Raw genomic sequence first — 26,191 nt, 5'->3', positions numbered from 1 at the left:
CGATCCGGGCAATCAGGTAGCCGACTTTCCAGAAAGCCGGTTATCGTGCCGCTTACTTGGTCGGAGCAGCTTCGGTCTTGACCGGTTCGCCCTTGACCTTGACTTCGGCGATATAGGCGCGCTGGGCGCGGATCTTGACGCCTTCGGCGATTTCGACTTCCAGTTCGTTGTCGTCGATGACCTTGCTTACCTTGCCCGTGATACCGCCACCGAGAACGACCTGGTCGCCACGACGAATGTTATCAAGCGTTTCCTTGCGCTTCTTGGCCTGGGCGCGCTGCGGACGGATGAGAAAGAAATACCACACCACCATCAGGGGTGCGAACAGCATCACCATCTGCAGGATGGAATCGGTGCCCGAGGGGGCTGCTGCGCCACTCGCCTGGGCGAATGCTTCGGTAATGAACATCGAGAACTCCTAATACTACCGGAGACTCCCCGCCCCCGTTCAAGCCGCCGGAATATAGTTGCGATGGCCCGGAATGCAACAGAAAGCGGCAATTTGCGTACCGAATCCACGGCTCAAAGCCTTTCTATGCAATGACGAGCGTGTTACCCGGCCCGAAACAGAGGAAAAGGAAGGGCAGCGTCATGAGCGAGGACATCAACGCACGGGTGCTTGCCGAAATAAGGCGCCTTGCTGATGCGGTCGAACGTCTTGCGGGACCGCCTCCCGCAGTCAACGACTGGAATGCCGCCGATTGCTTTGTCTGGGTGCCCTCCAACCTGAAGCTCCAACCAGTGCCGCGGCCGAACCGTATCGCGTTGACGCTGATCCGCGGTGTCGATCATGTGCGCGATATCCTGCATGAAAACACGCTTCGTTTCGCCGAAGGATATCCGGCAAACAATGTGCTTTTATGGGGCGCGCGCGGCATGGGCAAATCGTCGCTGGTCAAGGCCGTGCATGAAGATGTGCGGGTGGTCACCGGCTCATCTCTCAAACTCGTAGAGGTTCACCGCGAAGATATCGCCTCGCTGCCCGGCCTTCTGGACATTCTCAAATCATCGAAGCAGCGCGTCATCCTTTTCTGCGACGACCTGTCTTTCGATCATGACGACACCGCCTACAAGTCGCTCAAGGCCGCGCTCGACGGTGGCATAGAAGGGCGACCGGACAATGTGCTTTTCTATGCAACGTCCAACCGTCGCCATCTCCTGCCCCGCAACATGATGGAGAACGAGCAGTCGACGGCCATCAATCCGTCCGAGGCCGTGGAAGAAAAAGTCTCGCTTTCCGATCGTTTCGGCCTATGGCTCGGCTTCCACAAATGCAGCCAGGACGATTATCTGGCAATGATCGACGGATACGCAGCGCATTTCAACCTGGGTCTGGATCAAGAAACACTTCACGCCGAAGCACTGGAATGGGCAACGACACGCGGGGGCCGTTCGGGTCGAGTGGCCTGGCAATACATTCAGGATCTCGCCGGCCGACTGCGCAAGCCTCTGGATCGCACGTGACGCCAGAGAACTCGATCACCAGGCCATAATTCCGGAGACAACAACGGTTACCGCCTCTACTGGAATCGACTGAAAAAACGCAAAAAAGCCCGGCAGAGCCGGGCTTTTTCGTTGTCCCCTTGAAACGCACTACATTATTCAAGGTAGGTATTCGGATTGACCGGGGTGGCATCCTTGCGCACCTCGAAGTGAACCTGCGGACGTTGTGCGTCGCCGCTCATACCCGAGGATGCCAGCGTCTGGCCGCGCGTAACCTTCTGGCCGCGGGTGACGTTGATCGCACTGGCGTGACCGTAGACGGTGACCTTGCCGTCGTCGTGACGTACGAGCACGGTGTTGCCGAGCTGCTTCAGGCCATTGCCGGCATAAATCACGACGCCGTTTTCGGCTGCCTTGATCGGCGTACCTTCCGGAACGGAAATATCGATACCATCATTGCGGCTACCATTGACGTTGGAGCCGTAGCCGGCAATGACCGCGCCATTGACCGGCCAGCGGTACTTCTCGATCCCCGTGGACTGCGGGGCGACAGACGCAACGTCAGCTTTCTTTTCCACTTCGCTGAGCGATGCATTTTCTGCAGCGGCAGGCTTGGACGGCGCAGCTACGGCAGGCTCAACCTTGGCGACAGCCGGCTGCTGCGGAGCTGCAGCCTTCGGCGCTGCCTGCATCGGCTCGGCGGGTTTCTGCGGAACCGAGGCAGTGCGAACCGGGTCAGTCATGCCATTGGCAACCTTGAGCGTCTGGCCGATACGAACGGTACCATCGGTCATACCGTTCGCTGCCTTCAGCGCATCGACGGACGTGCCGGTTTCACGGGCAATCTTGGTCAACGTGTCGCCCGGCTTGACGGTGTAGGTGCCACCCAGAGGTTTGCCACCAGGAGGCGTGACTTTACCGGGTTCGGCAAAAGACTTGTCACGTGACGGCAATACGGCGAGCTTCTGCTCAGACTGGCTTTCCGGCGCAGGCGCATTTTTCTGAAGATCGATATCGCCGGCGGCAGTCTTGGCAGTATTGCGCGCAGGACCAAAGGTCGGGATTACGACCGACTGGCCGGCTGCGAGCGCACCGCCATTTGCCCGCAGGATTTCCTTTTCGGGAACACCATAACGGTTTGCCAATGTCTTGGCAGACTCGCCCGGCTTCAGCGTGACGCGCGGCGCATTGACCGTTGACCAGCCGGACATCGGCTTGACTGTGCCGGTTGTCAGGTTATCGGCGCCACGAACCGGAGCCGTGTTCGACTGCTGGGGAAATGGCTGAGCCATGGCCTGCTGGCGCGTCGACGAATCAGATCCGGACACAGGAGGGAGACTGCTTGGAGCAGAAAGCTCCGAACGCTGAACGCTCGAAGGCGCGGAAGCGACGCGCGCTGGCGACGAATAGCCACCCGAAGCCGGATAAGACTGAGACGAAGCAACATTATTCGAACCGTATTGCGGCTGCATGCCCTGAGACGAAGACACGTCGCCACGAGGAACCGGAGCCTGACCGTATGCGCCACCACCCTGCCGCTGAGGAATGGATGCCGTGGTCATATTGTCCGTACCGTCGAACAGACCGGAAAAACGTGTAGCGTCCGAACTGCAACCGGTCGCTGCGCTGGCCAACAAGGCTGCCGCTGCGAACTTTACAACGGATGTACCGAACTTGGATGAACTCTTGAAACGCATTGACTCGACCTACTCATGACGCCACCATCATGAGAGTCATTAAAACCTGTTAGTCTTACTGGCAGGTTAAAGCGCCGCACCAAAAGTCGGTATTTTGTCAAATTGCTAACCATGCCAGCCAAGCTCAGAGAGCTTCTGCCACATGCGGGACAAGCGGAAGATAGGGGGCCGGGAACAGATCCTCACGCTCGAAACGGCTGCCGGTCTTGGTCAGACGCGTCATGAGGCAGGTCTCGTCGTCAAGGATGAGCGGGGCGATCATGGAGCCGCCATGCGTGAGTTGCTCGGCATAAAATCGCGGTAAAGCAGTAAATGCGGCAGTCACCAGGATGCGGTCGAAAGTTCCCTCACCCGGCTGGCCGTTGCTGCCGTCCGCCTGTCGAATGATAACGTTGCGAAGACCCAGCGCATCCATTCGGGCGTTGGCTGCTGCAACCAGCGTGCGGTAACGCTCGACGGTCGTCACGCGCTCGGCAATTCGCCCCATCACCGCAGCAGTAAACCCACTACCTGTGCCAATTTCGAGCACACGATGACCAGGCTTTACCTGCAGACGATGCAGAAGGCGCACAGCGAGGTCGGCGCCTTCCATGAAGGCGCCGCAATCGATCGGGATCGTGCGGCTGGAATAGGCTTCCTCGGCAAGCGGAGCGGGTACAAACTGCGAGCGCGGCGTCTGCTCGACGGCCGTCAGAAGGTCTAGATCGGAAATACCCTCAGCCCGCAGGCGCAGGACGAGTGCAGCAAACCCTTCTTTTTCGACCATTCCAGTTTTCAACCGGCAACTCCGAATCCCAGCGCTGATGCCAAGCGATCCTGAACCGAATAGTCGGTCAGGTCCAGCTTCAGCGGCGTCACCGAAATCTTGTTTTCCTTCAGCGCCTGGATATCGGTGCCGTCACGGAAATTGCCCTTCCGCTCCGAGAATTTCAGCCAGTAATAGGGCCGACCGCGGCCATCCTCGCGCGGGTCGATGATCAGGCCGAAGTCCAGCTTGCCCTGGGATGTCACCTCGACCCCCTTGACCTCTTCCGGCGCGCAATGGGGGAAGTTGACGTTGAGGAAGGTTCCGTCCGGAAGCTCCACCTCGATCAGCTTGCGAAGGAGGTCGACCGCGTGCGCCTCGGTCACTTCCCAAGGCGTGAAGCGGCCATTGTCCTTGCGGGCAGCCTGGCTTACCGCGATCGAGCGCACGCCCTGAAGCGTGCCTTCGATCGCACCTGCGACGGTGCCGGAATAGGTGATGTCATCAGCCATGTTGGCGCCGTCATTGACGCCCGACAGCACGAGATCGGGCTTGCCGTCCATGACTTCGCTGATCGCCATGATAACGCAATCGGTCGGCGTGCCGCGCAGCGCATAACGCTTGTCGTCGATCTTCCTCAGGCGCAAAGGCTCGGAGAGCGTCAGCGAATGCGCAAGACCACTCTGGTCCGTCTCCGGCGCAACGATCCAGACATCATCGGAAAGCGTTCTTGCTATCCGCTCGAGGACAGCGAGGCCTTCAGCGTGAATACCATCATCATTGGTGAGGAGAATGCGCATCGCGATATATCCTTTAAGCCTTTTCGATTTTCGTCAGGCCGCCCATGTAAGGCAGAAGCGCATCAGGAATTGTGACGGAACCGTCTTCGTTCAGGTAATTTTCCAGAACCGCGATCAGGCAGCGACCGACGGCAGTACCCGAACCGTTCAGCGTGTGAACGAAACGAAGCGCTTTCTCGTCCTTGACGCGATAGCGGGCGTTCATGCGACGGCCTTGAAAATCGCCACACACCGAGCAGGACGAAATTTCGCGATAGGTGTCCTGTCCCGGCAACCAGACCTCGATGTCGTAGGTCTTGCGAGCGCCAAAGCCCATATCGCCGGTGCAAAGCGTCATGGTGCGGAAATGCAGGCCCAGACGCTTCAGCACGTTTTCGGCGCATTCGGTCATGCGCTCATGTTCGGCGATCGCGCTTTCCGCATCGGTAATGGAAACCAGTTCGCATTTCCAGAACTGGTGCTGGCGCAGCATGCCGCGCGTATCACGGCCGGCCGACCCCGCTTCCGAACGGAAGGACGGCGTCAGTGCTGTGAAGCGCAGCGGCAGCTTTTCCTGCTCAAGCGTTTCGGCCGAAACGAGATTGGTCAGCGTCACCTCTGCGGTCGGGATGAGGTAGCGGCCGTCCGTGGTCTTGAACAGGTCTTCCTCGAATTTCGGCAGCTGGCCGGTGCCATACATGGCTTCCGCCTTCACCATCAGCGGCGAAGAGACTTCCGTATAACCATGCTCCATCGTGTGCATGTCTAGCATGAACTGGCCAAGCGCCCGCTCCAGACGAGCGAGCTGGCTGGTCAGAACCGTGAAACGCGCACCGGAAAGCTTCGAGGCGCGATCGAAATCCATGTAGCCGAGCGCTTCACCGATATCGAAATGTTCCTTGGCCGGATGATTCCAGCGCGGCTTTTCACCAACGATGCGTTTCACGACGTTGTCGTGTTCGTCCTTGCCGACCGGCACGTCATCGAGCGGTATGTTGGGGAGACGCGACAGCGCATCGTCAAGCGCAGCGATCGCTTCGCGTTCTTCCTGCTCTGCGGCAGGCATGGTTTCCTTGATTTCGGCAACTTCGGCCTTGAGCTTTTCAGCCAGTTCAAGATTTTTCTGCGCCATCGCTGCGCCGATCTCCTTGGAGGCGGCGTTGCGGCGGGACTGCATGTCCTGAAGCTTCTGGATTATACTGCGGCGGCGCTCATCCATCGCCACGAGTTCGGCTGCAATCGGCCCGGCGCCGCGCTTTGCCAGCGCTTCGTCGAGAGCCTGTTCGTTTTCACGAATCCATTTGATATCAAGCATAATCCCTAGCCTTCAACGCGAGACGCCGCGCGCATCAGGCCAGGAAAATCCTCAAGCCTTATCGGTCTCGGCGACTTCCGAGGAAGATTCTGCAGTTTCAGAATCTTCACTGCGTTTGCGCTCGACGAGTCGCGCGGCATAGATGGAAATCTCGTAGAGAAGGATGGTCGGTATAGCAAGACCGATCTGAGACATCGGATCTGGCGGCGTCAGGATTGCTGCAGCGATAAATGCGATAACGATGGCATATTTTCGCTTTTCCTTGAGCCAGTCGCTTGTCAGCAGGCCGACGCGGGCGAGCAGCGTGGTGACGACCGGCAGCTGGAAGACCAGACCGAAGGACAGGACCAGCGTCATGATCAGGCTCAGATATTCAGACACGCGCGGCAAAAGTGAAATACCAACTTCACCTTCTGTCGGGGCCTGCTGCATGGCAAGGAAGAACCACATTACCATCGGCGTGAAGAAGAAATAAACCAGTGCGCCACCCAGAAGGAACAGAATCGGGGACGCGATCAGGAACGGCAGGAATGCCGAGCGCTCGTTCTTGTAAAGGCCAGGTGCGACGAACTTGTAGATCTGTGACGCGATCACCGGAAACGCAATTACCAATGCGCCGAACATCGCGACCTTCACCTGGGTGAAGAAAAATTCCTGTGGCGCGGTGTAGATCAGCTCGGACTTGGCGATATCCAGCCCCGCCCAGACTACAGCCCATTTGTAGGGAATGACGAGCAGGTTGAACAACTGTTTGGCAAAGAAGAAGCAGACGACGAAAGCAATAAAGAAGGCGCCGATCGACCACATCAGTCGGGTGCGCAGTTCCATCAAATGCTCGATAAGCGGCTGCGGCTTGTCCTCGTAGTCGCTCATGCTTCGTCCTTCGGCGTATCAGTCTTTTTAGACGCGCGCTTGCGGGCGGGCGCTTTGGCAACCGGTGCTTCGACAGCAACGGATGCGGTTTCGACAATCTTCTTCGACACGGCCTTCGCCCGTTTGGGCTTTTCAGCCAGAGGCGCGATCTCTGCAGCCGTCGTGCTGGAACCCGCGGAAGTCTTGCCAGACTTGCTGCGCACCTTGGCCTCTCCGCCGGCCTTCACCGGGGACTTGCGGGGTGCACGAGGCTTTGCAACGGCAGTCTCTGCCTTGACCGGCGTCGCAGCCATAGGCACCGGTTGAGCGAGATTTTTTGTATCGGCAACAACGGGTGCCGACGTTACCGGCGCTGACGCCACATTTGCGGCCACTGCCGCAGGAGCAGCTGTTGCAGCGGCAGCCGGCTCAACGCTTGCCGGAACCTCAGGAGCAGCAGAAATCGGCTCGGCCCCTTCGATCGACTGCTGCGCCTCAGCATCTGTCGGCGAAAGCTCGGTCGTGTTTTCGGCGAGAGGACTAGGAATCTGCGTCGCCTTCTGCAGGTCCGACTTGATGTCCTGCCCCATCTGCCTCAGCGGATTGATCGCATCACGCAGGGCATTGGTCGGATTGAGCTTTTGCGCATCCGATATGGTTTTGCGGACGTCATCCATATCCGCTTCACGCAAGGCTTCATCGAACTGCGTACGAAAATCGCCAGCCATCTTGCGGAAGTTGGCTGTCATCTTACCAAATGCGCGGATCATGGGTGGCAGATCCTTCGGACCGACCACAACAATAAGTACGACCGCAATGACGAGCAGTTCGGTCCAACCGATATCAAACATGCAACGAAGCTCCTGAAGCCCCTACCCGTTCTACTAAGACCGGGTGGTTTCCTTCGCCTCGTCAGCCTTGTGGTCGACGGTCTTCGCAGTGGTCGTTTCCGGAGCGTCCTCGTCGGTCATGCCCTTCTTGAAGCTCTTGATGCCCTTTGCGACGTCGCCCATCAGCTCCGGAATCTTACCACGCCCGAACAAGACGAGCACGATGACCAGAACGATCAGCCAATGCCACACACTGAAAGAACCCATTAGTCCAACTCCAATTCGAATTAGTCTTCGATGTAAGCGCTTTGTGGCGCTTTTTCAAACAGCAAATTTGCATGATACATCGGTAATCACGCGGTCGTTAGCGCCATGCGAGATCATTAGCCGCCGATACACGCGCTGCGATAAGTTGCGAACTCTAATCGTCCGAAGCACCGCCAGGGCTCAGCAGACCAAGTTCCTCAAGATCAAGCTGAGTGATTGGATCTTCTTCATCCGACAGATCAGTATCCGCACCTGGCATGGGAATATGGAACCCCGGCGGTATACGGCCGCTCAACAGGCCGGCGCCCTTCAACTCTTCCAGTCCTGGCAGATCACGCAGTTCCTCGATACCGAAATGATCGAGAAAATCCGTTGTGGTCCCGAGCGTGACCGGGCGACCGGGTGATCGCCTGCGGCCGCGAAAACGGACCCAGCCTGCCTCCATCAGCACGTCGAGCGTACCCTTGGAGGTTTGAACGCCACGAATATCCTCGATCTCCGCGCGAGTGACGGGCTGATGATAGGCTATGATCGCCAGCACTTCGAGCGCAGCACGCGACAGCTTTCTGACCTCGTTATCATCCTTGCGGATAACAAAGGAAAGATCGGGAGCCGTGCGGAAGGCCCAGCAGTCTGCCATGCGGACAAGATTGACACCCCGGCCGGCATAGTTTTCGGCAAGTCGAGCCAGAAGCGCCGGGATATCCGTCCCTCGCGGCAGCCTGTCGGCCAGAAATCGCTCGGGAACAGGCTCGGCCGAGGCAAAGATCAGTGCCTCGGCGATGCGCTCAGCTTCGAGGTCCGAAAACCGCCCGCTATGACCGTCATCCAACTCATGAGCAGCGTTCGAAAAGGTTTTGATCCCGTCAGTTCCGGACGTCATTCGCCACCTCCGGGCAAATGGGCCGATCGCTGCCGGTTGCCACCACGAAGATAAATCGGCTGGAAGGCGCCGTCCTGGCGGATCTCCAACTTGCCCTCACGCACGAGTTCCAGAGATGCGGCAAATGCGCTTGCAGTTGCCGTCACCCGATCCTCCGGCGGCAGATAGGGAAGCAGATACGTCTGCAATGCCGTCCAGTCAGCAATCTCGCCCAGCATGCGCGTCAGCAACTCACGCGCATCGACCAGCGACCAGACCTTACGCCTCTCGATCGTGACCTGGGTGATCGCCGTGCGCTGCCGAAGATTGGCGTAGGCTGACAAGAGATCGTAGAGGCTAGCATCGTAGGCGGATTGGACGCGATGCGGAATATGTTCCGGTGCGCCACGGGCAAAGACATCACGTCCCAGCCGGTTGCGATTGACAAGCTGGCTTGCCGCTTCCCGCATCGCCTCCAGGCGCCGCAGACGAAAGGCGAGCGTCGCCGCCATTTCTTCGCCGGTCGGGCCATCATCACCCTTGACCTGCTGGGGAATGAGCAAACGTGATTTCAGGTAAGCAAGCCATGCCGCCATCACCAGATAGTCGGCGGCAAGCTCGATGCGCACGCGCCTCGCGCTATCGACGAAGAGAAGATATTGTTCGGCAAGCGCGAGCACGGAGATGCGCGCGAGGTCCACCTTCTGGCTACGTGCCAGATGCAGAAGCAGATCGAGCGGACCTTCGAAGCCGGCAACATCGATGACAAGTGCCGGGTCGTCGGCAGCACGCTCGGAAACGTCCTGCCAGAGCTTGTCCATAGGAATGGCGCCCTGCCCCGAATTCCCCGCCAAACCAGTCCACCTCTCTCGTTCGGCAGTCCTACCTCGTCAGGCGACCGCCATCATTTCGTGAAACTCTGCGCGCAGCGCCTGCTCGTCGGACGCATCGGGAGCTGCGAAGCCGAGTTCGACGGCCTCGGCGCGCTGCAAAGCCTTACCCGACAAAGGCACAACTTCCTTCACCACCGCTTTCATTTCGTCCATGAGGCCGTTGCAATGCAAGACAATATCGCAACCTCCCCCCATGATTCGTGCGGCGCGTTCGCCGATTGTGCCCTTAAGGGCATTCATCGATGTGTCGTCCGAGACCAGCAGGCCGTCAAAGCCGATATGACCGCGAATGACCTCTTCGATCACCACCGGCGAAATCGTTGCCGGGTCGCGATCGTCATAGGCGGTGAAGACGATATGTGCGCTCATTGCCATCAACTCGTCCTTCATCGCGACGAAGGGTACGAAGTCATGCCCCTCGAGTTCGGCGCGCGAGGCGGTGACGACCGGCAGTTCATGATGCGAATCGGCCATGCCTCGACCATGGCCCGGCATATGCTTCATGATCGGCAGCATGCCACCCGCCTTCAGCCCTTCGGCTGCTGCCCTCCCCATTGATGCTACCGTTTGCGGATCGAACCCGTAGGCGCGATCACCGATGACATTGCTCGCCCCCTCGACAGGAACATCGAGGACAGGGAGGCAATCGACAGTCACGCCGAGCTTCATGAGATCGAAGGCATGCAGGCGCGACATCAGCCAGGCTGCGCGCAAGCCCTTTTCTCTGTCTTGCCGATAGATTTCGCCCAGGGCGGTGGCCGAAGGATAACGCTCGATCATGGGCGGGCGGATGCGCTGTACGCGACCTCCCTCCTGATCGATCAGAACCGGCGCATTCGGCCGGCCGACTGCGTCACGCATGGCGGCGACGAGATCGGCAATCTGGGGAAGTTCGATGCAGTTGCGGGCGAAGAGAATGAACCCCCAGGGCCGCTCATCACGATAGAGCGAGATTTCGTCGGCAGTCAAAGTTGCGCCGCTGGCGCCGAGAATCATGGATTTCGAAACACTCATATCAAACTACCTGCTGTGATGATCTGGAGCATTTCCGTAAGCAAAACCGGCTTTCCACTTTTGCTGGAATTGCCCTAACGAAAAACGGGGCGCCACGCGCCCCGTCTGTTCAGGCTGAATCAGGACTTATCGCGCCACAAGGCAGCTGCCGCCAGCCGAGCGATATTTTTCGCAGAGCGCGACCGCCTGCTCCTTGCTGCCGGCCGGGATACGGACGCGGTAGAAAGTCCCCTTGCCAGCAATTTCTGCTGCCTTGATATCAACGCCGCGTCCACCAATCACACTGCCGAACTTATTCGAAAGGCTCTGGTAAGACTTCTGCGCATCGGCCTGGGACGGCAGCGAAGCAATCTGGATCACGTATCCACCTTCGCCAAGCGAAGCCACCTGCGTATTCTGCGCAGCCGGAGCGGCGGCGGTGGCAGGTGCTGCGGTGCGAACATTGCCCTGATCACTGACACTGGCGACGACATTGGCCGGCTGAGCCGAAGGACGGGTGGCCGGAACGGGAGCCCGAACGGCGGGAGCCGGTGCGGTATCCGCCAGTTGCTCAATCGATGCCGGAGCCTGGGCGGCAACTGGCATTGTCGACACAGTATCGGCTGGGGCCGAGACCGGAACGACACCTGTCGAAGGTGCGGCAGGAGCCGGGGCGGCAGTCGGGAAGGCTGCAGCCGTTTGCTGTGCCGGAGCATCAGCCCGAACCGGAGCCGCAGCGATTTTTGCCGCAGCGGCAGGTTCTACTTCCTGCTCGACCAGCTTGCCGTCGGCGCGAACGATCATTGTCTTGACCTTGCGCGGCATAACCGTGACGGCCTGCTGTTCACCGACCTGCTGCTGATCCTGCGGCAGAAGGCGCGGATCCTCGGTCTCTGCGACGTCGGTCATCTGCACGTCGTTTTCCCCTTCAAGCGGAAGAGTATCCGGCATCAGAGTTTTCTGGACGACGTCAACCGGCTCTTCACTGCTAGAAATAAGCTGCTGCTGCTTGGGAGTTTCCGATCCTGCACCGGCAACGCGGTCGTAAACGGCCTTGTCCTGGTTGGGCACGGTCTTGCCGCCCGGGTTCGCCGGCGCAATCTTGACCGGCTCGCTGTCGGCAGCGATCACCATCGGCTCACCATTTCCGCCAAGACCGGACGTGGAGTTTCCAAACCATGCAAAGGCACCCGCGCCGCAAACGGCGACAACACCAACGGCAACGAGAGGGGCAATCCAGCGTCGCGAAGATCCACGCTGTTCGACGTCATCGACATTCTGCTCATAGTCTTCGGCCTGAGCATAACCTTCGTTGGCGGTAAGCGGGGTTGCAAGACTGCGGCGGAAATCCTCTTCGAGAGCCCGCTCGAAATCATCCAGATCCGCGTAAACGGATTTCTGACCAGCCGGTGCAGCGGCCACGGCCGCGAGCTGCGGCTGGGCACTTCCGCGCTGGAGCGATGCGGTAGTCTCAGGCGCCTCCAGAAGAGAGGCGAGTTCAGCGTCGATATCGAGATCGAAATCGTTCCGATAAACAGGCTGCTCTTCCTTCTCCTCTACAGGAAGGGCCGGCACATCGAGTTCTGCAATCGCTTCCGGCTGTTCGTCAGGTTCGGAAAGAAGAGCCGGATCGAACGGGACATCGTCCTCAGGCTCGAGATCGAATGCCGGTGAAGCAGAATATACAGGTGCAGGTGCAGCAGCATAGACAGGCGCTGCAACAGCCGTAGAGGCGACTGGGGCCGAAGCAGGCTGCGTTACAGGAGCAACCGCTGCAGGAGCGGAGACATTGGGGTCAACAGCGGCAACGACGGGAGCAACAACCTTGCTATTCTCCTCGACCACCATATCCGTCAGGTCGAGTTCCAGAGCGTCGAGCGCCAATTCGAAATCCAGGTCGGCGAATGGATCGGAGGCTTCATCGACCGATTCGGCTGGAACAGATGGTGCTGTGGGAGCTTCGTATACCTGCGGCTGCGCGGGAACCGGCGACGGGAGTTCGCTGTCTACAGCAAACTGCACGGTCTCAACGACCGGAGCAACAGTGCGCGAGGAGACGGAATAATTATCGACGCCTGAAAGAAGGGCATCCAGATCAGAGAACTGATCTCTCGGCAGATCCGGCTCGACCTCCCCGACCGGGACAACAACCTTGGCAGCAATCGGCTCAGCCGGGCCTGCAAGGGGAATATCCATCGAGGGGATTGGCAAAGCCGAGACGACAGGGGCAGAAACCGCAGCCGACACCGGCGCAGCCACATTCCATGCATCGAAAGAAATCGGCTCAATCTTTACCGGAGCAGCCTGCGGCTCGACCTTGGCCTCTGTCCGCTGGTGGGAGGCCACGCCGGCGCCTGACTGGAAGTTGGCAAGAGGCATGCGGAAGCTTGGGGTATACCCTGCCCCTTTACGTTTCGCATCCATCGGCGGCGACTGAGATTCCACAGATTGAGGCTGCGCCTCAACAACGGGGGCGACAACCGGCGTCGAAACGAAGGACGTTTCCAATTCTGCGGCCAGATCGAATTCGTCGAAGGACAGATCCTGATCTACCGAAGAAGTGGCTTGATACGCAGGAACTGCATCGACAGGCTCACTCGGCGCACGCCACGAGCCGGCCTCTTCGAGTTCTGCGTGGAGAGGTTCCGAAAGGCTTTCGACGTAAGACTGATTGGCAACCTCGCGATCGCCGCCATCGATCAAGTCTGCTTCGTAATCTGCAGCCTCAACGTTCGAAGCTACGGCCCCATGCGAAACGTCGTCTGATGCCCACTGCTCCAGCGGATCGCCTTCAGCCTGTGCCCGATCTTCGCCTGCTGCCTGATCGAGGGCGAAAACAAACCGGTCGCCTTCGAACGCAGGCTCGACGGAAACATCATCCATCGCAGCGATCGGAGGCTCTGTAACGACCAGATCATCGACAGGATCGAGCCGAGGCGCATCGTAACGCTCGAACTCGCGGAGAAGCTCATCTTCAAGGTTGAAGACCGGATCGGTTCGCCTTGCCGCTACGGGCTCGGCAACAGGAGGAGCCGGGTTTGCAACAACCCGATCCTCATAACCGACGATCCGCGCCAGTTCAGCTAACGGATCACCATCAGCAAAAAATTCCGGCACATCATTCCGGCTACGCGCAAGGTTATTATCCGCCATGATGTCGTCCACTCACCTATATTACTACGCTTCTGCCAGAGCAATATGGGCAAATGAGGGCGTTTTTAGCGCATCTCCTCCGGCGCAGCCGTACCCGTAATTGTGAGGCCAGACCTCAATACGGAAGCGACTGCACGCACCAGCCCAAGTCTGGCGATGCTCAATTCTCGGTTTTTATCGTTAACAAAACGTAATTCAGGTTGTTCCTTACCTTTATTCCAATGCGCATGGAAGAAGCTGGCCAGATCATAGAGGTAAAACGCTATGCGATGCGGCTCCTGCGAAAGCGCTGCGCTTTCGACGATTCGCGGGTATTCGGCGAGCTTGCCAACTAGCTGCAACTCGTTCGGATCCGTTATTTCACCGACCGTCGAGGCGAGATCGAGCGAATCGATATCAAGATCCGGAAACGCATCCTTAGCCTGCCGGAATACAGACATGCAGCGCGCATGTGCATACTGGACGTAAAAGACCGGGTTATCCTTCGATTGCTCAGTAACTTTTGCGAAATCGAAGTCCAGAGGCTCGGAATTCTTACGGTAAAGCATCATGAAGCGGACCGAATCACGGCCGACCTCATCGACGACTTCGCGCAATGTGACGAAATCGCCGGAGCGCTTCGACATCTTCACCGGCTCGCCATCGCGATAAAGCTTGACCAGCTGGCACAGAAGCACGGTCAACTTCGCCTTGCCATCTGACACTGCGCGGGCAACAGCCTCGAGCCGCTTGACGTAGCCGCCGTGATCAGCGCCGAGTACATAGATCATCTCGTCAAAGCCGCGGTCGTACTTCTCCTTGAAGTAGGCGACGTCGGCGGCGAAATAGGTGTAGCTGCCATCGGACTTGATCAGAGGACGATCGATATCGTCACCGACTTCCGTCGAGCGGAACAGCGTCTGGTCGCGATCTTCCCAATCTTCCGGCAGCTGCCCCTTCGGCGGCGGCAGCTTGCCCTTGTAGACATGGCCCTTGAAGGTCAGATCATTGATCGCAGCGCGGATCAGCTTGGCGCCTTCCGCATGCAGCGTACGCTCGGAGAAGAACACGTCGTGGTGAACGTTGAGGGCTTCAAGATCCTCGCGGATCATCACCATCATCGCGGCAACGGCACGATCCTTGACGAGCGGGAGCCACTCTTCTTCCGGCATGTTATGCAGCCGCGGGCCGAACTCTTCCGCAAGCTCCTTGCCGACCGGAACGAGATAATCGCCCGGATAAAGGCCGGCGGGGATTTCGCCGATATCCTCACCCAGCGCCTCGCGGTAACGCAGGAAGACGGAGCGAGCGAGCACCTCGATCTGCCCGCCAGCATCGTTGATGTAATATTCCTTCACGACATCATAGCCGGCAAAGGATAGAAGGTTGGCCAGAGCGTCGCCGACGACAGCGCCGCGGCAGTGGCCGACATGCATCGGTCCAGTCGGGTTCGCCGAGACATATTCGACATTGGTCTTCTTGCCCGCACCGACGGCCGAGCGGCCATAATCGGTACCGGCCTCGATCATCGAGCTCAGAATGCGCTGCCAGTAGACGGTCGAAAGACGGATGTTGATAAAACCGGGTCCGGCCACGGAAACTTCGCTGACATCGGGGTCATTGCGCAGTGCTGCCGAAATCAGGTCGGCAAGCGCGCGCGGATTGGTGCCGAGCGGCTTTGCCAGGACCATGGCTGCATTGGTTGCCACATCGCCGTGGCTCTGGTCGCGTGGCGGCTCGACGGTCAGTCGTCCGAAATCGACTTCGCTGCGCTTTTCCTTGATAATATCAATTGTTTCGAGCGCGTTCTTAATTCTTTTATCGAAGTCAGCAAAAAGGTTCATGTCTTGTATCCACGCGTAATGCGAAGCGGGCTATCGGAATAGCCGGTGGTGTTTGGAGGTCGGCCTAGCGCAAATCGGGAGACTGGTCAAACAGCTCTCCATGCACGCGGATGGCGTAGGTGTCGGTCATTCCGGCCAGATAATCGGCAACATGGCGCGCCTTGGCCGCCTGCTTCAGCCCGGAAATATGATTGACCCAGTAGTGGCTGCGCATCAGCGTCGGGTCGTTCATGTAAGCCTCGAACAGGTCGGTGACGATCTTCGAGGCACCTGCGCGAATGCGCATGATTTCCGGATGGCGATAGATCCGGGCAAACAGCAGCTTCTTGATCATTCGGTCGGTCTCAGCCATTTCGGGCGAAAAGGTCGCGATCACCTTGCCCGCGCCTCGCACGTCGGCCGCGCTTTGCGGGCGGATATCGGCCAGATTGTCCTGCGCCACACCGATAACATCCTCGACCATGCGGGTGATCTGGCGGCGGGTCACCTCATAGGCGAAGCGGCTTGGTTCGAGATCCGGATATTTTTCCCGCACCTGGCGCATCAACTCTGCAAGAAACGGCACATCTTCCAGCATCTCGAAGGTCAACAGGCCGGAGCGCAGGCCGTCGTCGATGTCATGAGTGTTATAGGCGATATCATCGGAAATCGCCGCAACCTGCGCTTCGAGGCTGGCGAAGCTTGCCAGTTCGAGATCGTGAAGCTCGCAGTAATCGCGGATCGGCTGCGGCACCGGCCCGTGCAGCCCCTCGCCGGCCGGCGTCATCAGCGGGCCATTGTGCTTGACGAGACCTTCAAGGCTTTCCCAGGTCAGGTTGATGCCATCGAATTCCGCGTAACGGCGCTCCAGCTTGGTGACGACCCGGAGCGATTGGGCGTTGTGATCGAAGCCGCCAAAGGGCTTCATCACCTCATCGAGGGCGTCCTCGCCGGTATGTCCAAAGGGCGTGTGACCGAAATCGTGGACAAGCGCCACGCCTTCGGCGAGATCCTCGTCCAGCTTCAGCGCACGCGCCAAGGCGCGAGCGATCTGGGCGACTTCGATCGTGTGGGTCAGACGGGTGCGGTAATGATCGCCATCGGGGCTGATGAAGACCTGGGTCTTGTGCTTCAGGCGGCGAAAGGCAGTCGTGTGGACGATACGGTCGCGATCGCGCTGGAACTCGGAACGCGTCATGCTGCCGTCTTCGGGAAACATGCGGCCCCTGGAGTTCCACGGGTCCGACGCATAAACTGCCCGCTCTCCGCTGCCGAAACCGAGCGCTCTGGTATCGATCGTCATGCCTTCACCTGCATTTCCATTGCAATTCCGTTCCGCCCGGCCCATTGACGTGCCGTTCACGTCTTCATACCTATAGTAAGGCCGTGCGCAAAGCAGGTGACAATTATCTTCGAGTTAAACAGGCATGCCCTGAAACTCACCGGGCCTTAACCCCGGCAGGAGACACGAAATGACCGAGAATGTAACCCTCTCCGATGCCGCGGCAAAGCGGATCACCCAGATCGTTGCGGCCGATGCCGGCAAGAAGGCGCTGCGCGTCTCCGTCGAAGGCGGTGGCTGTTCCGGCTTTTCCTACAAGTTCGATCTGGCCGACACTGAAGAAGCAGACGACATCGTCATCGAAAACGGCGAGGCAAAGGTTCTGATCGACAGCATGTCGCTGATCTACATGGCCGGATCCGAGATCGATTTCGTCGATAACCTGCTCGGCCAATCCTTCCAGATCAAGAACCCGAACGCGGTCGCCAGCTGCGGCTGCGGCACAAGCTTCTCCATCTGATCCACGTCTTCCGAGCGGGATTACGCTCGGACACGGCTTCCTTCCTGCGACCGATCGTCTAAAAGAGACGACAGGGAACATGAAGTGGATGACGCATGAAGATCGCGACCTGGAATATCAACGGCGTCAAGGCGCGGATCGACAGCCTGCGCCAGTGGCTTGCCGATTCGGCGCCTGACATCGTCTGCCTTCAGGAAATCAAATCGATCGACGAGGGCTTTCCGCGGATTGAGATCGAGTCGCTTGGTTATCATGTGGAAACGCACGGCCAGAAGGGGTTCAACGGCGTCGCGATCCTGTCAAAAATCAAACCCGATGAAGTGATGCGCGGCCTGCCGGGCGGCGAAGCGCCGGACGGCACCGTCGACGAGCAATCCCGTTATATCGAATGCGTGTTCTCGGTTCCGACGGGCGTGATCCGGGTTGCCTCTATCTATCTGCCCAACGGCAATCCGGCCGACGATCCGGTCAAATACCCCTACAAGCTTGCCTGGATGGAACGGCTTCGCCGCCACGCGGAAGCCTGCCTTGCACTGGAGGAGCCGCTTATCCTTGCCGGCGACTATAACGTGATCCCGGAGCCGCACGACTGCTTCGATCCGGCCGTGTGGGCGACAGACGCACTGTTTCTGCCGCAGACGCGGGAGGCTTTCCGCAGGCTCGAAAATCTCGGCCTGATCGACGCCGTGCGCGCCACGACCGATGCAACGAAACTCTATTCCTTCTGGGATTATCAGGCAGGCGCATGGCCGAAGAATAACGGCATCCGCATCGATCACCTGCTCCTGTCGCCGGAGGCCGCAGACCGGCTCACGGCAACATCGATCGAAAAGCATGTGCGGGCATGGGAAAAGCCGTCGGATCACGTTCCGGTGGTCGGCATATTCGATTTTGCAGCGTGACTGCTGGTCCCCGAACGCCCTTTAGAAGCACCGTTCGGATCAGTCGTCGTTATCAGCCAGCTGATGTGACAGCGCAACGGCTCCCCGCCGATCACGTTCATCAGCCATGGAAAATGCCTGTTCCTGAAGCTGCTCCATCCAGCCGCAATCCTTGGCGATACAGCGGTCCAAAGCGGCCGTCATAAACGCCAGCCCACGAACCGACTGTCCTTCCTGAAAAAGGATATTGCCGAAAACTGCCATGGCGCCAGCATGGCCGGTCTTGCGGGCCTGATTGAGCCACTTCTTGGCCTGCTGGATATTGGAGCCACCGCCCTCACCAGAGAGCATCATGCGGGCAAGCTGGTACTGAGCTTCGGCCACGCCAAAGGTCGAGGCAACTTGGAAATAGAGCTGGCGGGCCTGATAGAGATCAGGCTTCACCGGGCTGCCCGGAATGCCGTGGCTGTAATAACTTGCAAGCGACAGAAGTGCGTTCACAAAGAAGCCGGTGTCTTCCGATCCGGGTTCGACACCTTGGGCTGCTATCTCGTTGTAGATCTTGAATGCGGCATAGTCGTCCTTGGCCACGCCGTCGCCATAGGCATACATGTTGGCAAGCGCCCAGCGCGAACCCGTATGACCTTTTTCGGCAGCATAACGATAGGCTTCGACCGCATCTTCCTTCTGGCCGTTTTTATAGGCCTTGAAACCGAACTTGAAGAGATCGAAAGGACCGGATTCCTTCGACACACCTGCCTTAATGTCGAAGGCAAGAGCGTTCCCGGCACAGAATGCCGCCAGCGATATTCCAAGAAGCAATACTCTCATGGATCCAGTGCCAGACTTCCGCATGGTTCAGTTTCTTTCGACCCGCGCGCGGCTGGGGGCCGACGCGTGCATTATTGGCCGTGCGGACAGAAGATCAGGACAAGACGATCCCGACATTCTGCCTCCCGATGGGCGAGAGAAACTGTAAGTTCCATTTCCGGCAAGACTTGGACCCCTAAACAAGATCGCGGCGGCAACGGAAAACGAATTCGCAATCCGCTTGCCCAAGCCAGCAAAGCTCCGTTTATCTTCAGAAAACCCGCCCATGATACTCCAACATGCACGTTCCGCCCCCGCAGTTCGTGCTCTCTACTTACATACCGCTGCGCCTCGTTTGTGGCGGGAAATGGACAAAAGTCCTAGCCTTCAAGCGCGGCTGCATCGTCACAAAAAAGTGTTGCCAAATCGTCACAGAATTTTAGCTGGCGATCAAATAACAGGATAAGAAAAAGCCCGATCGAAACCGGGCTTTTGTCTGTATTGAAAACAGAGATCAGAAGCGAACCTTCACACCCGTCGAGATCGCTGCGACGATATCATCGTCGAAGTCGTAGTTGGCGCGCTGCCCGTATTGCACTCCGTCCAGCGTAACGGTCCGGGAAGATCCGCCCGTCATCAGGCCGAGAACGCCTGCAAGACGGAATTCGACATTCTTCGTGGGCGAATAGCTGCCCAGGACGCCGAGTGCCCAGGTATCGGTCTGCGATCCAAAGCCTTGCGACGTTCCGCGATCCCAGGTCAGGCTGACCGCACCGCTCCACTGTTCATTGAACTTGTGGCCGATACCGCCCATGACAGTCCAGCCGTCACGGTAACCGAGATCAAGGGTCGTAATCTGAGTGCCGGAAGCACATACGCCTGCGACGCCCGAGGAGCAGAAGAAGGGAACCTTCTGCAGCTGACTCCAGTCAACCCACTTCACTGAGCCAAAGGCCAACCAGTCAGGCGCGATACCGGATTGCACTTTCAACTCGAGAACATCCGGCATGGCTTGAGAGCCATAAACGTCAAATTTCGGCGTTCCCGAAACCTGAGAAAGATCCAGTGTGCCAGTAATGTCGTTCAGCTTGACTTCGCTGTTATACACCAGGCTCGCCCGGAATGCGTATTCTGGAATTTCGTAGGCAACACCTGCCCGCCAACCCCAGCCGTCGCCTTCCAAGTCGAGACGGCCGACGCCGGAGAGTGGAAATCCGGCAGGAAACGCCTGAACCAGACGTTCCTGGAAGCCATATACCTCTTGGTAGAAGCCACCGCCGATGAGACGAAGCTGCCCCGGTCCCACATCAAAACGGTAGGAACAGGTGGTCGCATAGTTGCGGCTCTTCACCTCTGTTTCGATGTCCTCGTTGGCACCAGCCCAGTTACGGCCTGGATTCTTGTGCGCACCCCACGGTTCGGAATAATCGAACATGCAGTCTACAGCGTCACCAATTCCGGCCTTCACGCCAATACGGGGCGACCAGTAGTCCTCGCTGCCATTTGCCGATGTCGGAAGGCCGGTCAGGTTACCACCACCACCCGTAGGCGGAGTGCCGCCAGGATTGAAAGGACTGGGATCTATATCCCTCACATTCTTCAGCTTGCGATCCGGCATGACGAATGTAGATGTCGCCTCCGCCGTGAAACGCGACGTATCGAACAAGAGATCGATATTGTAACCGCCGCGCTCAAGCCCCCCAGCGAGCGCCGGCGATTGCAGCATTCCGACCGCCGCCGCAGCCAGAACTCCGCCAGAAATAAAGTGTCTTACCATGTTTTCTCCCACTCCCGGTAAGTTACCGGCATAACTGTAGATCGTTGATCCTAAACAACAACTTTCGGGTGTCGGGACAATTGCAATGCACAATCGCTCAAAATTTACGTAAGCTATCCAGCAACGGGGAGAGAATCGGCCGACAGGAGATGAAATTACCGCAAAATTGACGAATCTCAGTCGATCTTGGAATTTTATCTTGTGGTAATATGCGTCTGTGACCTTCGCGCAACAGAGTGTTTTTCTCCGGTTACGCATCTGCACAATAAATCAATTGGGCATCTAAGCGCATACGAAAATGCCGCACCCATCGCTGGATGCGGCATTTGACATTGCTGAGTCGTCTCTAAATCAGCCGGCTTCGGCGATCCGCGTCAGCGCGATCTTGAGATTGGCAAGCTGAACTTCGAGTTCGGCATAACGTTCGCGATCGGCAGCGACTACTTCCGGATCTGCATTGGCGATGAACTTCTCGTTGGAGAGCTTCTTGTTCAAGCGCTCCATCTCTTGTTCCGTCTTGCCAACCGCCTTTTCGATACGGGCCTTTTCTGCGGCCAGATCAATCAGGTTGCCGAGCGGCAGGCAGACTGTCGCCTCGCCGACGACGATCTGTGCGGCGCCCTTGGGTGCACTATCGGCCGGTTCGATGCTTTCGACGCGAGCCAGGCGCTTGATCGCAGCCTCATGGCAACGCATGCGGAAGGCGGTTACCTCATTTGCGCCGACGACGATCAGCGGTGCGGTCGCCGACGGCGGCACGTTCATTTCCGAACGCGCCGAACGCAGACCGGAGACGAGATCGACCAGCCAGTTGATCTCGCTGGCGGCTTCTTCATCACTGAAATCAGCAGCTGGCCAGTCGCCGTGAGCCAGAAGACCATCACGCTCGGCCGTGTGCGCCCAGAGTTCCTCGGTCATGAACGGCATGAACGGGTGCAGAAGCGCGTAGGTCTTTTCCATGACGTAGGCCATGCAAGCCTGGGCTTCCGCCTTTGCCTGCTCGTCCTCACCCATGAAGACCGGCTTCAGGAGTTCGACATACCAGTCGCAGACCTGATTCCAGACGAAACGATAAAGACCGCCAGCCGCTTCATTAAAGCGATAGGTCTCGATTGCCGTCGTGACTTCCTCGACCGTCTTCGACAGTTCGGTGAGGATCCAGCGATTGACCGTCAACTTTGCATCTTCCGGCCTGAAGTCGGCGTTGCGGGTAACGCCGTTCATCTCGCCGAAACGCGTAGCATTCCACAGCTTGGTGCCGAAATTGCGATAGCCGGCAATGCGGGCCGGATCGAGCTTCACATCCCTGCCCTGCGCCGCCATGACCGCCAGCGTGAAGCGCAGCGCATCAGCACCGTATTCGTCGATCAGTTCGAGAGGATCGATGACGTTGCCCTTGGACTTCGACATCTTCTGACCGTTCTTGTCACGTACCAGGGCGTGGACATAAACGGTGTTGAACGGCTCGACCGGATTACCGTCCTCGTCCTTCATGAAATGAAGGCCCATCATCATCATGCGGGCAACCCAGAAGAAGATGATGTCGAAACCGGTGACGAGAACGTTAGTCGGATAATAGCGTGCAAGTTCCGGCGTCTTGTCCGGCCAGCCGAGCGTCGAGAACGGCCAGAGAGCAGACGAGAACCAGGTGTCGAGCACGTCTTCGTCACGGGTCAGAATGTCGCCCGGAGCGAAGTTTTCGAGCTTTTCCTGAACCCAAGCCTTCCACGGACCTTCATGCGCCAGATAATGCTGGACGGCGGCATCGAGGGCTTCTTCCTCTGTCTTTTCGACAAAGCATTGACCATCCGGGCCATACCATGCCGGGATCTGGTGACCCCACCAGAGCTGGCGCGAAATGCACCATGGCTCGATGTTTTCCATCCAGTCGAAATAGGTCTTGTCCCAGTTCTTCGGAACGAAGTTGGTGCGGCCTTCACGAACGGATGCAATCGCCGGCTCGGCCAGCGTTTTGGCATCGGCGAACCACTGGTCGGTCAGCATCGGCTCGATGACGACGCCGGAGCGGTCGCCGAAGGGCTGCATGATCTTCTTCTTCTCGACATAGGGAATGTCATTGCCTTCGGCATCCGTGATCGTGACGGCAAGACCTTCGGCATTGATCGCCTCGATAATCTTTGCACGCGCGACCATGCGGTCGAGGCCGCGATACTCTTCCGGAACGAGGTTGATCTCGTCGACGTCGCTCTCGCTCGGCAGTTCGCCGGACTTGGTGATGGCAAGCGCCCTTGCTGCACATTCGGCGTAAGAATCGCCGTCTTCGCGCATGGAAGCGACCGTATCCATCAGGCGATAGAGCGGGATCCTGTTGCGCTTGGCGACCTGGTAGTCGTTGAAGTCATGCGCGCCGGTGATCTTGACGGCACCCGAGCCGAAATCCGGCTCCGGATATTCGTCAGCGATGATCGGGATCAGGCGGCGATGCTCCTTCGGGCCGACCGGGATTTCACAGAGCTTGCCGACGATCGGCGCGTAACGCTCGTCCGATGGATGAACGGCAACCGCACCATCACCCAGCATGGTTTCCGGGCGGGTCGTGGCGATCGAGATGTAGTCGCGTTCTTCCGACAGGATGACGTTACCGTCGGCATCCTTCTCGACATAGGTATAGGTTTCGCCGCCGGCCAACGGGTACTTGAAGTGCCACATGTGGCCGTCGACTTCCTTGCTCTCGACTTCGAGATCAGAAATCGCCGTTTCGAATTTCGGGTCCCAGTTGACCAATCGCTTGCCGCGATAGATCAGGCCTTCCTTGTAGAGCGTGACGAAGACTTCGAGCACGGCCTTGGAAAGACCTTCATCCATGGTGAAGCGTTCGCGCGACCAATCGCAGGATGCGCCGAGGCGCTTGAGCTGGTTGAAGATCAGCCCGCCAGATTCGGCCTTCCAGTCCCAGACGCGGTTGACAAAGGCTTCGCGGCCCATGTCGCGACGACCGGGAAGCTGGCGCTCCATCAACTGGCGCTCGACGACCATCTGCGTTGCGATACCGGCATGGTCCATGCCCGGCTGCCACAACACGTCCTTGCCGCGCATGCGCTCGAAGCGGACCATGATGTCCTGCAGGGTGTTGTTGAGCGCGTGGCCCATATGCAGCGAACCGGTAACGTTCGGCGGCGGGATCACGATCGTGAAGGTGTCCGCACCCGGCTTGGCATTGGCGCCAGCGCGGAAAGCATCCGCATCGTCCCAGGCTTTTGCGATCTTCGGTTCGACGGTGGCGGAATCGTAGGTCTTTTCGAGCATTTCCTGACCCGTTTTTATTTATGAATGAGATGGTTGGTTGTTAAAGATGTGGGGGGTGACAAGTCAATAAAAAAGCCGCCCCGTTTCCGGGGCGGCCATATTCAATGGCATAAGCGGCGATTTGACGGCGCGTTTATCTGCGCGGGCCGCGGGCGACACGCTCGATTTCTTCGCGAACAAGCCGCTCGACGAGCGTTGGCAGGTTGTCATCGAGCCATTCCTGCAGCATCGGCCGCAACATTTCCTGCGCCATATCCTCGACAGAGCGCCGCTCCAGGCCATCAAATACCTCGGCGAGTTCGCCAAAGGACTTCGCCACCTGGGCACCGGCAGTTTCAGAGAGAAGACCGGCGATAGTGGCAATCGAGGCTCCCGACTGTACTACTTGCGGCCTTACCTCTGTGGGCACAAAAGGTTCCGGCTTTATATGATCGGACTTGATAGCCTCAGGCGCGGAAATTGCGGGAAGCTGGCCCGACTTCTCTTCTGCAAGCTGTACGGCCTCGACACTCGCAGGAGCGACCGGCGACTTTATCGCGCTATCGTCGAAAGACGGACGCAGCTCAGGCAATGGCAAGGGGATCACCGGCGCTGAAGGTTCGCTGAATACGGTCTGCGACGGAGCTTCGATAGCGACCGGTGCAGTATCGCGCATCAACGGGATGCCGACTTCGGACACGTTGCCGGAGCGGGACATCGGGATATCCTGGTGGCGTGCGGAGGCTGCGCGAACCCGGGCGGCAACATCAGCAAGCGACAGCGAGCGTTCTGCCGCTGCCGGAGCCGCAAACGCCTCCTGCTGCACCGAAAACTCCGGCTGCCGCGGCAAACCGACATCGTTGGCCACCACGTCGGGAACAAAAGCGGAGGAATCGTCAAAATCCTCAATTTCATCGTCTTCAAAGGTAGACGAAGCCTCATGCAGGCCAGCCGCGTCTGAACCGGGATCATTGCTTTCGATGATCCGGCGGATCGAAGCCAATATCTCCTCCATGGAAGGTTCACGCGCTACATTTGGCTGAGCCATTTCATCCTCGCAGTTGCCGAGTGCTACCGTCTTCTCGACGGTGGTAAACTCTTGGCTAGTGTAAGGGCTTGCGGACAAGACACAATGTGACGGAGATAAGCAAAGGCAGCGATACACAGCTTTTGCACAGACATAGAGTCCTCTTTGCAACAGCCGATCTTGGCTAAAACCAAAAAAGGGGCGTCAGACGCCCCTCGTGTTACGGCCAGTCACACCGATGTCAAAAAACGAATTCCTTGACCTTGGCGAAGCCCGGCAGCGGCTTGACGGAAAGATTGAAGCGCGAGCTTTCAGAAATCGAACCATGTTCCTTGAGCAGGATCTTTGCCTGCGCAGCGTTACCGTAACCGATCACAGCAACGAGGCGTCCACCTTCCGCCAACTGCTCCAAAAGCGCGGCAGGCACCTCTTCCACCGAGCCGTTGACGAAAATGAGATCATATGGCGCGGCAGCCGCGTATCCGTTGGTCAAATCGCCCGTCACCACGGTGACGTTGGGACAGCCCAGCGCGTTCAAATTGGCCGCTGCAAGCTCGCACAATGCACCATCGCTTTCGAGCGCAGTGACGGAACCGGCCAAATGCGAGAGCAGCGCCGCCACGTAACCGGTGCCTGCACCGACGTCGAGAACGCGATCGTTCTTCGTAATCTCGGCTGCCTGAAGCAGCTTAGCCAAGGGGGAAGCTTCCATCAGGTAACGGCCAGGCGACAGCTCGATATCCGCATCGAGATATGCCAGCGGCTTCGCCTTCTCGGAAACAAAAGCCTCACGCGGCACGGATAGAAACGCACGCAGAACGGAGTGCGACGTTACGTCAGTGGTCCGGATCTGATGTTCAACCATCTTTATCCGGGCGGCCTCGAAATCAATCATGTCCTGCGCCTCGTATACTGTCTGCCGACCGTATTACTGGCGCAGGCCAATGGATTCAAGACGGCGCATGGCGGCTCACTAAAAAACCTTCAGCCAGTGCCGTTACCGGAGCCGCAAACGCC

Annotated in this window: 22 protein-coding genes; 3 read left to right on the top strand and 19 right to left on the bottom strand. The window is 58.4% G+C overall.

Going from position 1 to position 26,191, the window contains the following annotated elements:
* Nucleotides 1-52: 52 nt before the first annotated feature.
* Nucleotides 53-409: a preprotein translocase subunit YajC gene (gene yajC, locus HNQ72_RS00575; RefSeq protein WP_183989110.1), complete on the bottom strand. Its 357-nt coding sequence runs from the start codon at nucleotides 407-409 to the stop codon at nucleotides 53-55.
* Nucleotides 410-591: 182 nt separating this feature from the next.
* On the opposite strand from yajC, the gene HNQ72_RS00570 reads away from it, so the two are divergent.
* Nucleotides 592-1,464 carry an ATP-binding protein gene (locus HNQ72_RS00570; protein WP_183989109.1) on the top strand — a complete coding sequence of 291 codons (873 nt, stop codon included), beginning with the start codon at nucleotides 592-594 and terminating at the stop codon, nucleotides 1,462-1,464.
* Nucleotides 1,465-1,598: 134 nt separating this feature from the next.
* On the opposite strand, the gene HNQ72_RS00565 is transcribed toward HNQ72_RS00570, so the two are convergent.
* The 13 genes from HNQ72_RS00565 to HNQ72_RS00505 form a co-directional block, all read right to left on the bottom strand.
* Nucleotides 1,599-3,140: a LysM peptidoglycan-binding domain-containing M23 family metallopeptidase gene (locus tag HNQ72_RS00565; RefSeq protein ID WP_183989108.1), complete on the bottom strand. Its 1,542-nt coding sequence runs from the start codon at nucleotides 3,138-3,140 to the stop codon at nucleotides 1,599-1,601.
* 124 nt (nucleotides 3,141-3,264) lie between these two features.
* On the bottom strand, nucleotides 3,265-3,906 hold the full coding sequence (locus tag HNQ72_RS00560) for a protein-L-isoaspartate(D-aspartate) O-methyltransferase (protein ID WP_183989107.1): 642 nt from the start codon (nucleotides 3,904-3,906) through the stop codon (nucleotides 3,265-3,267).
* An 8-nt stretch (nucleotides 3,907-3,914) separates the two neighbouring features.
* Complete coding sequence (surE, locus tag HNQ72_RS00555) at nucleotides 3,915-4,685, bottom strand: 5'/3'-nucleotidase SurE (RefSeq protein WP_183989106.1); 771 nt, start codon at nucleotides 4,683-4,685, stop codon at nucleotides 3,915-3,917.
* A 13-nt stretch (nucleotides 4,686-4,698) separates the two neighbouring features.
* Nucleotides 4,699-5,979 (bottom strand): serine--tRNA ligase, encoded by a 1,281-nt coding sequence (serS, locus tag HNQ72_RS00550; RefSeq protein ID WP_183989105.1) that lies wholly within the window; start codon nucleotides 5,977-5,979, stop codon nucleotides 4,699-4,701.
* A 51-nt stretch (nucleotides 5,980-6,030) separates the two neighbouring features.
* Complete coding sequence (tatC, locus tag HNQ72_RS00545) at nucleotides 6,031-6,852, bottom strand: twin-arginine translocase subunit TatC (protein WP_148146410.1); 822 nt, start codon at nucleotides 6,850-6,852, stop codon at nucleotides 6,031-6,033.
* Nucleotides 6,849-7,682, bottom strand: coding sequence for a Sec-independent protein translocase protein TatB (gene tatB, locus HNQ72_RS00540; RefSeq protein WP_183989104.1), 834 nt, complete (start codon nucleotides 7,680-7,682; stop codon nucleotides 6,849-6,851). Before tatB ends, tatC begins: the two co-directional genes overlap by 4 nt.
* A gap of 33 nt (nucleotides 7,683-7,715) precedes the next feature.
* A complete protein-coding gene (locus tag HNQ72_RS00535) occupies nucleotides 7,716-7,928 on the bottom strand; it encodes a twin-arginine translocase TatA/TatE family subunit (RefSeq protein ID WP_112507697.1) in 213 nt (70 codons plus the stop codon).
* 154 nt (nucleotides 7,929-8,082) lie between these two features.
* Nucleotides 8,083-8,811 carry an SMC-Scp complex subunit ScpB gene (gene scpB, locus HNQ72_RS00530; RefSeq protein WP_183989103.1) on the bottom strand — a complete coding sequence of 243 codons (729 nt, stop codon included), beginning with the start codon at nucleotides 8,809-8,811 and terminating at the stop codon, nucleotides 8,083-8,085.
* Nucleotides 8,808-9,611 carry a segregation and condensation protein A gene (locus HNQ72_RS00525; RefSeq protein ID WP_183991181.1) on the bottom strand — a complete coding sequence of 268 codons (804 nt, stop codon included), beginning with the start codon at nucleotides 9,609-9,611 and terminating at the stop codon, nucleotides 8,808-8,810. The genes scpB and HNQ72_RS00525 overlap by 4 nt, the downstream gene beginning before the upstream one ends.
* Nucleotides 9,612-9,680: 69 nt before the next feature.
* Nucleotides 9,681-10,697, bottom strand: a complete 1,017-nt coding sequence (gene nagZ / locus HNQ72_RS00520) for a beta-N-acetylhexosaminidase (RefSeq protein ID WP_183989102.1) — start codon at nucleotides 10,695-10,697, stop codon at nucleotides 9,681-9,683.
* A 126-nt stretch (nucleotides 10,698-10,823) separates the two neighbouring features.
* Nucleotides 10,824-13,829, bottom strand: coding sequence for an SPOR domain-containing protein (locus HNQ72_RS00515; protein WP_183989101.1), 3,006 nt, complete (start codon nucleotides 13,827-13,829; stop codon nucleotides 10,824-10,826).
* Between the two features lie 65 nt (nucleotides 13,830-13,894).
* A complete protein-coding gene (gene argS, locus HNQ72_RS00510) occupies nucleotides 13,895-15,652 on the bottom strand; it encodes an arginine--tRNA ligase (protein ID WP_183989100.1) in 1,758 nt (585 codons plus the stop codon).
* A 64-nt stretch (nucleotides 15,653-15,716) separates the two neighbouring features.
* Nucleotides 15,717-16,934 (bottom strand): deoxyguanosinetriphosphate triphosphohydrolase, encoded by a 1,218-nt coding sequence (locus HNQ72_RS00505; protein WP_183989099.1) that lies wholly within the window; start codon nucleotides 16,932-16,934, stop codon nucleotides 15,717-15,719.
* A gap of 169 nt (nucleotides 16,935-17,103) precedes the next feature.
* Here HNQ72_RS00505 and erpA point away from each other — a divergent pair, with 169 nt between their 5' ends.
* Nucleotides 17,104-17,433, top strand: coding sequence for an iron-sulfur cluster insertion protein ErpA (erpA, locus tag HNQ72_RS00500; protein ID WP_183989098.1), 330 nt, complete (start codon nucleotides 17,104-17,106; stop codon nucleotides 17,431-17,433).
* Nucleotides 17,434-17,528: 95 nt separating this feature from the next.
* Entirely contained in the window at nucleotides 17,529-18,335 is an 807-nt protein-coding gene (gene xth / locus HNQ72_RS00495; RefSeq protein ID WP_183989097.1) for an exodeoxyribonuclease III, read from the top strand.
* 39 nt (nucleotides 18,336-18,374) lie between these two features.
* Here xth and exoR read toward each other — a convergent pair whose 3' ends face one another.
* From exoR to HNQ72_RS00470, 5 genes are all read right to left on the bottom strand, one after another.
* Nucleotides 18,375-19,145 (bottom strand): exopolysaccharide production regulator ExoR, encoded by a 771-nt coding sequence (exoR, locus tag HNQ72_RS00490; protein WP_373289339.1) that lies wholly within the window; start codon nucleotides 19,143-19,145, stop codon nucleotides 18,375-18,377.
* Nucleotides 19,146-19,638: 493 nt separating this feature from the next.
* Nucleotides 19,639-20,901, bottom strand: coding sequence for an OmpP1/FadL family transporter (locus HNQ72_RS00485; RefSeq protein ID WP_183989095.1), 1,263 nt, complete (start codon nucleotides 20,899-20,901; stop codon nucleotides 19,639-19,641).
* A gap of 351 nt (nucleotides 20,902-21,252) precedes the next feature.
* Nucleotides 21,253-24,168: a valine--tRNA ligase gene (locus tag HNQ72_RS00480; RefSeq protein WP_183989094.1), complete on the bottom strand. Its 2,916-nt coding sequence runs from the start codon at nucleotides 24,166-24,168 to the stop codon at nucleotides 21,253-21,255.
* Between the two features lie 133 nt (nucleotides 24,169-24,301).
* Nucleotides 24,302-25,195, bottom strand: coding sequence for a PopZ family protein (locus HNQ72_RS00475; protein WP_183989093.1), 894 nt, complete (start codon nucleotides 25,193-25,195; stop codon nucleotides 24,302-24,304).
* Nucleotides 25,196-25,415: 220 nt separating this feature from the next.
* Nucleotides 25,416-26,069, bottom strand: coding sequence for a protein-L-isoaspartate O-methyltransferase family protein (locus HNQ72_RS00470; protein ID WP_183989092.1), 654 nt, complete (start codon nucleotides 26,067-26,069; stop codon nucleotides 25,416-25,418).
* Nucleotides 26,070-26,191 lie beyond the last annotated feature (122 nt).

The organism is Aliirhizobium wenxiniae (genome assembly GCF_014201355.1).
GTDB classification, from domain to species: domain Bacteria; phylum Pseudomonadota; class Alphaproteobacteria; order Rhizobiales; family Rhizobiaceae; genus Neorhizobium; species Neorhizobium wenxiniae.
This window is presented reverse-complemented; position numbering and strand designations above follow the sequence as displayed.